The sequence below is a fragment of the Flagellimonas yonaguniensis genome (assembly GCF_029193885.1).
Lineage (GTDB): Bacteria > Bacteroidota > Bacteroidia > Flavobacteriales > Flavobacteriaceae > Flagellimonas > Flagellimonas yonaguniensis.
In genome coordinates, this window is record NZ_JARFVB010000029.1 from 1 (window position 1) to 9,516 (window position 9,516).

General features: G+C 37.2%; 12 protein-coding genes. 3 read left to right on the plus strand and 9 right to left on the minus strand.

Annotation, left to right across the window (positions count from 1 at the left end; all coding sequences use genetic code 11):
* Both PY092_RS19345 and PY092_RS19350 read left to right on the plus strand, forming a co-directional pair.
* On the plus strand, nt 1–1,418 hold a 1,418-nt coding region (locus PY092_RS19345), incomplete at its 5' end, for an ATP-binding protein (protein ID WP_275617386.1).
* Nucleotides 1,419–1,532: 114 nt separating this feature from the next.
* Nucleotides 1,533–1,781, plus strand: a complete 249-nt coding sequence (locus PY092_RS19350; RefSeq protein WP_275617387.1) for a winged helix-turn-helix transcriptional regulator — start codon at nt 1,533–1,535, stop codon at nt 1,779–1,781.
* A gap of 10 nt (nt 1,782–1,791) precedes the next feature.
* Here the strand turns inward: PY092_RS19350 and PY092_RS19355 are convergent, their stop codons facing one another.
* Genes PY092_RS19355 through PY092_RS19395 form a run of 9 tightly spaced genes read right to left on the minus strand, consistent with a single transcriptional unit; the run spans nt 1,792 to nt 9,014 of the window.
* Nucleotides 1,792–2,154: a hypothetical protein gene (locus tag PY092_RS19355; RefSeq protein WP_179241124.1), complete on the minus strand. Its 363-nt coding sequence runs from the start codon at nt 2,152–2,154 to the stop codon at nt 1,792–1,794.
* Nucleotides 2,155–2,161: 7 nt separating this feature from the next.
* Nucleotides 2,162–3,001 carry a DUF4138 domain-containing protein gene (locus PY092_RS19360; protein ID WP_179241123.1) on the minus strand — a complete coding sequence of 280 codons (840 nt, stop codon included), beginning with the start codon at nt 2,999–3,001 and terminating at the stop codon, nt 2,162–2,164.
* A 31-nt stretch (nt 3,002–3,032) separates the two neighbouring features.
* Nucleotides 3,033–3,962 (minus strand): conjugative transposon protein TraM, encoded by a 930-nt coding sequence (gene traM / locus PY092_RS19365; protein WP_179241122.1) that lies wholly within the window; start codon nt 3,960–3,962, stop codon nt 3,033–3,035.
* 33 nt (nt 3,963–3,995) lie between these two features.
* Nucleotides 3,996–4,610, minus strand: coding sequence for a conjugal transfer protein TraK (locus PY092_RS19370; protein WP_179241121.1), 615 nt, complete (start codon nt 4,608–4,610; stop codon nt 3,996–3,998).
* Nucleotides 4,611–4,621: 11 nt separating this feature from the next.
* Complete coding sequence (locus PY092_RS19375) at nt 4,622–5,464, minus strand: hypothetical protein (protein ID WP_275617388.1); 843 nt, start codon at nt 5,462–5,464, stop codon at nt 4,622–4,624.
* Nucleotides 5,465–5,466: 2 nt separating this feature from the next.
* Nucleotides 5,467–6,048 carry a conjugal transfer protein gene (locus PY092_RS19380; RefSeq protein ID WP_275617389.1) on the minus strand — a complete coding sequence of 194 codons (582 nt, stop codon included), beginning with the start codon at nt 6,046–6,048 and terminating at the stop codon, nt 5,467–5,469.
* 1 nt (nt 6,049) lies between these two features.
* Nucleotides 6,050–8,455: a TraG family conjugative transposon ATPase gene (locus PY092_RS19385; protein WP_275617390.1), complete on the minus strand. Its 2,406-nt coding sequence runs from the start codon at nt 8,453–8,455 to the stop codon at nt 6,050–6,052.
* A complete protein-coding gene (locus PY092_RS19390) occupies nt 8,442–8,726 on the minus strand; it encodes a hypothetical protein (RefSeq protein ID WP_272635495.1) in 285 nt (94 codons plus the stop codon). The genes PY092_RS19385 and PY092_RS19390 overlap by 14 nt, the downstream gene beginning before the upstream one ends.
* Nucleotides 8,727–9,014, minus strand: coding sequence for a hypothetical protein (locus PY092_RS19395; protein WP_272635494.1), 288 nt, complete (start codon nt 9,012–9,014; stop codon nt 8,727–8,729).
* A gap of 189 nt (nt 9,015–9,203) precedes the next feature.
* Between PY092_RS19395 and PY092_RS19400 the strand changes: the two genes are divergently transcribed.
* A partial coding sequence (locus PY092_RS19400) for an N-acetylmuramoyl-L-alanine amidase family protein (RefSeq protein WP_275617391.1) occupies nt 9,204–9,516 on the plus strand: 313 nt, incomplete at its 3' end.

Here is a 9,516-nt window from a genome sequence, read left to right on the forward strand (position 1 = left end):
GACTTTTTACAGATAGATCTAATCTAAAGGTGGGTCACTTTGGCCCGGCGGGGGTGGGTCACTTTCGTCCGGCCAGCTATGGTCACTTTAACCCGGCGAGGGTGGTATACTATGTCCGGCGTTTCCAATTCACATTACCTCATTGGTTTTTGAGTATTGACGAATGGGCTTTACTTCTTCAAGCAACAGAAAAAACTCAAATACCAATATTAAGGAACGCACTGGGTTTAGCATCAATATTTTCAATTGGAGAAAATGTTAATGAAATAAAGAATCATATTCTAGCAACTTGTATTAGTGAGATTTTAAGGGATGAAACCAGTAGTCCGTCAAAATCGGACAGAATATTGTCAATACTTCAAAAATTCAATACACCCGAAATATCATTAACTACAGAATTTACTTTTACAGACCAAGATGGTAGAGAACACGACACTATATATATCGGGAATCAATCCTATACATTAAATATAAGAAATTGCTTATTTGTGCATTTTGGAATTATAGTTGGTACGGAGCAACTACACTACTTTCTTGAGCAAACTAACGAAGACGGATTATCAGTTTTTATTCAAGAAAAATTTCAAATGCCTTCTTATGAAAAGTATCAAAAATTCACATTTGACATTATAGAAGATGCTCTCGATTTAGCACTTTTATATGAAGAAGCACACGGAAATAGACATATTAGAGACTATTGCTCTTCATTAATCACTAGAGTAAAAAGTATTAAAGACAGAACGGATTTTAATTTTTTAAAAATCGATGATGGTAATATAAGTGAGTATAAAAACACGTTGATTGGACTAAATGAAATAGAAGCTCAAAAATCAAAAACCAGTCAAATCATAATTATTGATATAAGTGCAGTAGAAGATGAAATTGTGGAAGTAATATCTTGTGTTATTTCTCGAATTATTTATGAAAGCGTTAAGGGTATAAAACCAAGAAATTCATACCCAGTAAATCTAATTTTGGAAGAAGCACATAGATATATTTCAAGAAGCCCAAGGGGTACATTCCTTAAAGCGAATAAAATTTTTGATTCAATAGCGAAAGAAGGTAGAAAATTTGGATTATTACTTTTAGTTTCATCACAAAGACCAAGTGAATTATCCAAAACAGTATTATCCCAATGTAGCAATTTCATTGTCCACAGAATACAAAATCCTGAAGACCTTTCACACATTCGACAAATTACGCCACATATTTCCGAAACAATTTTGAGAAGAATGCCTTCTATTCCAACCCAACACGCCTTGATTTTTGGACATTCAGTAAATCTTCCGACAACATTTAAGGTTCACGAAGCAAAACCATTACCAAAAAGTGATAATAACCAAATAAGCGAAAATTGGTTCAGAAAAAAAGGATTCTCATTGACTGAAAATACGGAAACATCAAATGAAGAAGAATAAAAAGCCAATGCTAAAAGCGATACACATTTACAATTCGCATAAGCTAACACTACATCAAAGTCGAGTTTTGGATAAAATTAGGGTAGTGTAATAGGTGGTCAAATAGGTGGTCTAATGGGTGGTCAAAAAGGTGGTGCAATAGGTGGTGTAATTGATGCGACTGAAGCTCTAACTAAAAGACAAAAAGAAGTTCTTAAACTTATTGCGGCTAATCCTTCCATAACCTATAATGAAATAGCTGAAGCTTTGGGTATTAATGAATCTGCTGTTGGTAAGCATATTGCAGCTATCAAAAATAAAGGATTTTTAACGCGTCAAGGCGATACAAGAGGTTATTGGGAAATCAATCTCGATAAAAATTAAAAAAAGTCTTTTAAAAAGGTCCTTTTTCTCTTGGTCCTTTACTGGTCACTTTCCATTGACCGTTTTCTTTAGTCAGTTTAAAAATGCCTGTTTTTCCATCATAGGTCGTGCTGTATTTTACCCAGGCAAGTTCGCCATCAACGGCTTCGTCTAAAATTTCTACCTTGATATCTTTATCAGAATCTGGCATCATATTCTGTACAGTAATCAAACTGGCATAGCCTTCAGAAGTGGTATGCTTTTTTAAGGCTGATTCATCTTTTGAGAAAAAGCTTGACGCAACAACTTTGGCAGTTTCAGAAGGGGATTTTGTTGTGCTTTCTGAACAAGAAAGGAACAACAATACGAGCGAGCAAATGACTAATTTTTTCATAACAGTACTAATTTGGGTTATTGATATATCTATGCGATAATTTCATTTCAATGTTTCGTTCGCCATCTTTTTCATTCAATTCCAAAATTGCCCTGCGGTCATCGGATAATGAAAATTTGGGCAACACATAAACAAATCGAGCCATTTCATTTTCCTTGATTTTGGACGGCAGATTATGTTTATATATCGGTTCTTGATATAGTCGTTGCAACGATTTTCTTTTCCCTTTTTGTCTCGTTTCAATAGACAGGTTCAAGAAATTCAAATCGTAGTCTAACGTAGAATTATTTTCAATCTCGATAACGAAATAGAGTTCATCCTTATCAAAAACAATGTTCTCTACGGTCAAGATAATACCTTCGTTTCGTTTCTTGATTCGCGCTATGCGCTGTTTTCTATTGAGAAGATATGAGCAGAATTTCTGGTAATAATAGGTGCTGTTATCTACAAGTTCTTCAGAAGATTCAACAAGAACCGAATTCTTTACAATCGGCTTTTCATTACCGATACTATTGGATAGCGGAATGAAATAATTGAGCTTAGAAAGCTGTTTTTTATACCTTACAATATACGAAAAAATCGAACCATTTCTATTGACTACCAGTAAATTACTTTCCTTTCCAGGGGTTGCTTGAAGAAGCCCAAAATACTGTTCTTTTTCACGGTTGTAGGTAAATACAAAATTATCTGAACCGGTTATGCCTTGCCGTATGGGTTCTGGGAAGAATAGCGCAACGTTCTTGGTGTCGTTTGCATAAATGGTGTCGAGTAAATGAGTGGTTTGTGCTTTTACTTTTGCGAAAGCGGAAATAAACACAAGGACTATTATTATAATTGAATTTTTCATAAGAGTGAAATTTTAATTGCCCATTATGGGCTCATAACTTGGGTTTTAGAATGAGTTTATAATTGTTCAGTACCGTAACTTTTACATTTCGGTTGCTACGCCTAAGCACCTTTGTAACACCACCCACCTGCGGTACTGTGGGTATGTTGATGTCGCCAATAATATCGTCCAAGACTTCGGTGGTGGCTTCTGCCCTAAAATTATTCTGTACGTAGATGCCTTCGCTTCCATCAGATAAATCAAAAGCTTTAAGTTTTGTGGGATGATGCTTTATGTTTTCAATTTCAATAAGCGCCCGATTAGGCTGAAAGCTTATAAATCCAAATACAGGTGTGTTCTTAGGCATTTCTTTACCGTTTATTGTTGCCGATTTGGTCAGGCGCATTCGTAATCTGGTGTTTGCTTTTACAACTTGGTCGCCATCGACGACTACATAAATAGTCTCGTCTGTATTACCTATGATTGAAACTTCATTGGGTTTAGGCGCAGCAGCGAAGAACAATTGATGTTCCAAGCCCAGTTCTTTCGCTTGAATTTTTTGTTCCCTTTTTACTTCAGCAGAATCGATTGTTGGTATCGCTTTGCGAACAGTTCTTTTCTGTCCCAAGTTTTGGTATCGCTTTTCTGAATATTGAATCTTACCCGCTTCATAGATGCTATCTACGATACGCTCTTTTTCGCGTTCCGGAAGATCTGGGTCGTAAAATCCCAAGGAATCAATCAACTTTTCATCATAGATGCTGGGCGCATTGTTTTCACGTACTTTTTTCAAATCGTTAATCGCATCCAGTTTGGAATCGTACTCTTTTTGGTCTTCTTCCAAATCTGGCACTAAGGTCTGCTTAAGATTTTCAGTTTCACTTTCATCATCGCCCATTACCATTACCGAATAGGAAATAAGGAATATGAAAATCACGGCCAATATCGCTGCAAATACTATCTTGTTTTTTTCTACTTTCATAAGAGTGAGTTTTTAAGTGCCGATTATCGGCTTTCAACTTTCATCGTTTAGTTTTTTTAGAGTGTTCTCGAAATAGTTGGTAATCAAAAGTCCGTGTGGATTGTTGGGAAAGTTTCGGTCAACCATAATCAAGTTTCCGGTGGAAACCAATTCGTAAGTGTCGATGATTGTGCCTCTATTGATTTCAAAAATGGTAGTCGTTGTAAAACCATACGAGCCATTATTTTCAGATATCCGTGAATCGATACTCAGAACTTTTTGAACTAAGGAATACTGAAGCAATCTGTTGTAAACACCATCGGCTTTTTTCTGGCGGTAGAGATTGTCCACGGAACTATTGCCCAACCACAATGCCTTTTCCAAGTTTCGTTCGTAGTTGCTGGCATCGATGTTATAAAAGTAGTTATGGAACAGATCCAAATGTGCTAAAGCTTCAACCCGAAAATTTTCTTTCTGGGTCACGAGCTTCAGCGGAATTATACTGCCATCGGTATTGATGGCAAAGGCGCTATTGAGCGCTTTTTGATTGGTGTTGAATACCATCCAAACTGAAAATGTACTGGACAGCAACGCACACACAACAACCGCCAAAACGATAAACCGATTCAGTTTTAGGACGTTGTAAATATTCTTATATGGTGTTTTCATTCTGAATGGATTTAGTTGGTAAAGAGTCTGAGTGTAAAGGACGTGGCACGTTTGTATAGCTTGAATTTCAGGAAAACAATAAATCCAACCGACCCAAGCTGAACAACTGGTGCAAAAAAGCCTTGACCTGTATCGGTTCCAAACAAATTGACCCAAAAATTGGTGTTGATTTCCGTGTATAGTGCATTCACAAAAACATTTACTAAAAAGAAGGCAGGTACTAACATATAGACCGCAGCATAAAGCTTGAAGAATGTATAAGCTAACGAACGGAACTTTTCAAAGACTGCAAGGCTAATGACCAAGGGAAAAAAAGTTTGCATTATTCCGAGTAGAAAAAAGCGTTCTGCCAAAAACAATGGATAAATGAACAAATCTAATATCCAGAGGAACAAGCTAATGATGAATGCAAATATTTTGAATCCGTAAAGCGGTGTGACCAAGGCTTCATATAATAATGTCATAGCAGCTTGTGCAACCTCGATGATACTTACATCTTCTTCTATGGGAATATCCTGCATTTGTAATGGCAATAAGGCTGGTGCAGTTCCTCGATATTGTCCTTCAATGGCAACTAATATACCATCGAAAAATCCTAATACTTGTGTTGAGAAAATGACCAAAATGACAATGGCAAAATTCTTTGCCAGTTCGCCTGGACTCAATCCCCAAGTGTAACCATCCTTATTTGCAATGCCTTCATTGTATTTTTTGAGGATGTTGACCAGAAAGAACAGGACAGCGAGCGTTTTCATTCCCGCAATCGTGTATTGCGAAAAGTCGCTGGCCTGTATGGTCTGGAAAACGGTATCTATATATTCCAGCCCAATTCCTAAGAGAATGGTCGCCGTCATTTTTAGTATTCGGTTTCTCTATTATTGACTTTATCCTGCATTTTTCTGAAGGAAATAATATCACGATAGCGTTTTGTTTTTGTAGTGATGTTGGAAACCATTTGCTTGGATTCCTGCTCTTTTGCTTTAAGAATTTCAGCACGTTCGGCATCGCTCATTTTTAGGTAATCGCTGGATAGGACTTCATCAATAAAATCTACTGTGTCCAATGAGTTTTGTACTATGGCGTCAAACGATTCCACAACCCTTGAAACTTCATCGGGTTTGATGTAGGGCGAATTCAAAATATCCTGTAAATCATTTTGCATTACGTTGATAAGGCGCTGATTGTTCTGTCCAATTTCCTCAACTGCTCTCAGTTGCTCAACAACGCTTGATACTTTCTCTATTGCCTCTTTTGCATCTTTCAGGAATTTTACAGACTTAATCATTTGAGCCGTTTGCTTGCCAGATTCTATCAGTTGTTTTACCAAGCTGATAAAATTGGTATTGTCATAAGTGGGCATTCCTTGTGCAGTAGCATTGCCCGACATAAATAAGGTAAGGGCTACTGTCGTTACTAAAATTTTGATTTTTGTCTTCATATTATTGTGTTTTAGATGTGAATTGAATTATTGCTTTTTGCATATCGTGATGCTCGTTGTAGAGCTTCATTATTTCCTCGTTTTCCTGTCCGTCGGTTAGGTAGGCTGCATAAACTTCTTTCGGGACTTCTAAGCGGAAAATGTTACTTTCCCTACCTATCTTGATAAACATTTCGGTGTACTTGCGTGGTCCGGAAAGGTTGTTTTTGATGGATTTTAATTGGTTCAGGTCGTGGCTGGATAGGTTGAGGCGTTTGACCAATTCGTCATAGCCTTTTTCATTGTTCAGACTATAAATGACTTGGGTATTTTCGAGAATACTCGCAGAAGTCGAATTGTTCGGAAGTTGATTTATGGATTGCAGAATAATCCCAATCGCACCATTCTGTTTACGAATGGCTTGATAGTAGAATTCCACGCTTTCCAACACGTTTTCAAACTTCAGTTGCTTGGCGAACTCGTCAAAGAGGATGATTCCCTTTTCAGCACGGTTCTTCCAGATGGTTCTTTGAATAGCTGATTTGATGAGCTTGAGCATTACGGACAGGATTTCCTTGTTATCTTTTACTTCATCCAGTTCAAAAACAATCAATTGCTTATCTTCAATTTTATAGGTCTGGTCTTCGCTTACTTCAAACAGGAAACTATATAGACCATCGCCGACATATTCGGACATTACGTGCAAGAAGCTCGTGACATTGAAATAGTCGGGATGGATTTTTAAGGTGCTCAGAAGGTCGTTCTGATTCCTTTCTATAAAGCTGTAAAAACCATCCAACGAGTGATTTTCTGAAGTGCTATCGTAATAATGGCGCAGTATCTTTTTGACCGATACTGATTGTGCTTTGGTCACTTTTAAATCTGAAGCGAAAAGTTCAAACAAAAAAACGGATAGATCTTCCAGCCGCTCAGGTGTCAGGTCATTCGCATCACTTATGTAAAAGGGATTGATACCTAAGTTTTTGCCGCTTTCGTAGCGAAGCACCGTGTATTTTTCAGGATAGAGTTTGGCAAACTTGGTGTAAGAACCACCTAAGTCGATAATGACCAAGCGAACACCACTTTCAAAATACTGACGTAGAATGTTATTGGCCAAAAAGGATTTTCCTTCACCTGTTGGTGCGAAGATGGCGAAGTTCCGTGCCTTTATTCGTTTCTTCTTTTCATCCCAAACATCCTTCAGAACAGGAATATTATGCTCACGGTCGTTGAAGATGATTCCGGTGTTATCGCTTTTGTAATTGGTGTTATTGATGAACAGGCACAAAGCGTGTTTTAAATCGGTTACGTATAAATCATTGTTTGAGAAATTGGAAGAGAAACAGCAGTAACTATTAAGGATGTAATTCTTGCGTTCTTCGCCTCTTGGATAGTATGGTATGATATCCAATTCCTTAAATTCGGTTTTGATTTTTGAAGTTATTTTGTCGAGCTCTTTGGCTTCCTTTGCCCAATACACTATGTTCAAATGACCACGAATGATTCGGGCATTATCATCGGCATTGATTTGGTCAAGGATGTGCTGAATTTTCCCTAAAACCACTTTATTCTGTGAACCGAAATTTGAACTTTTATTGAGTTCTTCAATCTTTTTATCCAGTAGCTTGCGCCACTTCTGTTTGTCATCGAGATATAGGATTTGATTGACAATGTGGTTCTCGTTTAGCGTAAGCCCTAAGCCATCAATAAACCCTTGATGAAATACAAAATCGTCAGAAGTGAATTTCTCATTGGTCTTGCTACTCTGTACACTTTCGCCAAAGCACAGTTCGCTGTTGATGGCAAGGGCATCAAAATGGTTTTCGCCAATATTGACGCTTTTCTTATCAAGTAAAATATCCGTATCGTAACCTTCATTGAAGCCATTGAAATAACTGCTTGTCAGTTGCTGTATCTCTTCCGCTTTAAGCGAAACAAAATCCATCTTTCGGCTATTGTTGATGAAGGAAACGGAATCACTTACCGAGTTTGCGAAACTCTTAATATTGTCATCCAGTTCCTGTACGATTCCCTTTGAAACTTTTCTGAAAGGGTTGACATATTTAGGATTGTTGAGCGCCTTATTTTTAGTCAAGATGAAGAACAAATAACAGCTGTGCTCGATATGCCCACGACCTTTAAAATGTTCGTGGGTAGCCTTTTCCAGAAAGGTTGAATTCGGAAGTTGTTCTGAAGAATAAGACTTCTTCAAGTAGATATCCTGTTTGTGAACCACAGTACCAACCGGTAATGACTTTAATGCCTGAAACCAAGCACCGTGCATATCCTCAAAATCCTTTTCAGATAACGAATAGATTTCAGGTAGATTTCCTTTATAGCACAAGACCACATTACCATTATTGGCAAATACGATATTGTCTTGAATATCTACAATGGGTTGATATGCCGAAAGGTTAATCTTGTTCATAATCGAAGCCAGAATTTCTTTTGTTACTGATAATTTTTGGAAAAGCTTTGGCCATTTGGAATAGTTGTGGATTGTGGGTTATTCTCGTCAAAGCCACATATAGGGAAGCATTGAATACCAACACACCTATTATTATCCCAAAGCTGAAAGAGAAGATGATGATGAGCAACGAAGCCAAAATGGAAACCATCATTAAGGCAAACAGGGAAATGGGCAGCCCAAAAATGACCGCCCGTTTCCTGATGTTTTTATAGACCTCGAACCGCTTCATCTATACTACGATTCCTATTAAGTAAGAGAAGATGCCTACTACTGCACCTGCAATAAGTACAAACACAAGAACTCTGGTTATCCCCTTTTTGAGGTCGGCATTTTCGCCGAAGAAATGTCCTGCATTAAATAGGAAGCCCACCAAGAAGATGACACCTAATAAAATTGGGAATATGGTTCTGATGGTATCGCCAACATCATTAACTGAATCTTCAATACCACCAATTTGAGCAAAAAGCGAAGTGGATAAGAGCGAAAGAATGGATGCTAAATAGAGTGATTTTTTCATAACGGAACGGATTAAATTTTTGGTTCATTTTCGTTTATTGAAATTTACATATATTTGAATATAAATAACTGAAAATCAAATATTTGTGGATAAAATATTATTTGATATTGTTTGAATTCCGTTGCTGTTATTTGACATCAAATCCTATGGTATTTTGAAGGGAAGTTGTTGATAACCCGAAAAGTGAAAATGAAAAAAGTGCTTAAAAACGTCAGTTTTGTGATTTTGGTTCTAAAAATGTGTTTCATTTTTGGACAAGAATCGAGTGCTCAAAAGCGAATAATAATTGACGTTGGACACGGCGGAAAAGATTCTGGTGCAATCGGCATAAAAGGCATTCAAGAAAAGGATGTGGTTTTGTCCATTGCAAATGCGATTTTGAAGCTGAATAATGAAATGAAAAAGCCTTTGGATATTTATTTAACCAGGTATAGTGATACACTAATTTCTTTATCGGACAGAACTAAGCTGGCCAAAGCCTTAAAAGCAGAGTTATTTGTGT

Bases quoted from the DNA above. Each gene is read 5' to 3' on its own strand.
- traM (WP_179241122.1), bottom strand. From the start codon at position 3,962: ATGAAAGTAGAAAAAAACAAGATAGTATTTGCAGCGATATTGGCCGTG.
- PY092_RS19380 (WP_275617389.1), bottom strand. From the start codon at position 6,048: ATGAAGACAAAAATCAAAATTTTAGTAACGACAGTAGCCCTTACCTTA.
- PY092_RS19360 (WP_179241123.1), bottom strand. From the start codon at position 3,001: ATGAAAAATTCAATTATAATAATAGTCCTTGTGTTTATTTCCGCTTTC.
- PY092_RS19375 (WP_275617388.1), bottom strand. From the start codon at position 5,464: ATGACGGCGACCATTCTCTTAGGAATTGGGCTGGAATATATAGATACC.
- PY092_RS19355 (WP_179241124.1), bottom strand. From the start codon at position 2,154: ATGAAAAAATTAGTCATTTGCTCGCTCGTATTGTTGTTCCTTTCTTGT.
- PY092_RS19350 (WP_275617387.1), top strand. From the start codon at position 1,533: ATGGGTGGTCAAAAAGGTGGTGCAATAGGTGGTGTAATTGATGCGACT.
- PY092_RS19370 (WP_179241121.1), bottom strand. From the start codon at position 4,610: ATGAAAACACCATATAAGAATATTTACAACGTCCTAAAACTGAATCGG.
- PY092_RS19385 (WP_275617390.1), bottom strand. From the start codon at position 8,455: ATGAACAAGATTAACCTTTCGGCATATCAACCCATTGTAGATATTCAA.
- PY092_RS19390 (WP_272635495.1), bottom strand. From the start codon at position 8,726: ATGAAGCGGTTCGAGGTCTATAAAAACATCAGGAAACGGGCGGTCATT.
- PY092_RS19395 (WP_272635494.1), bottom strand. From the start codon at position 9,014: ATGAAAAAATCACTCTATTTAGCATCCATTCTTTCGCTCTTATCCACT.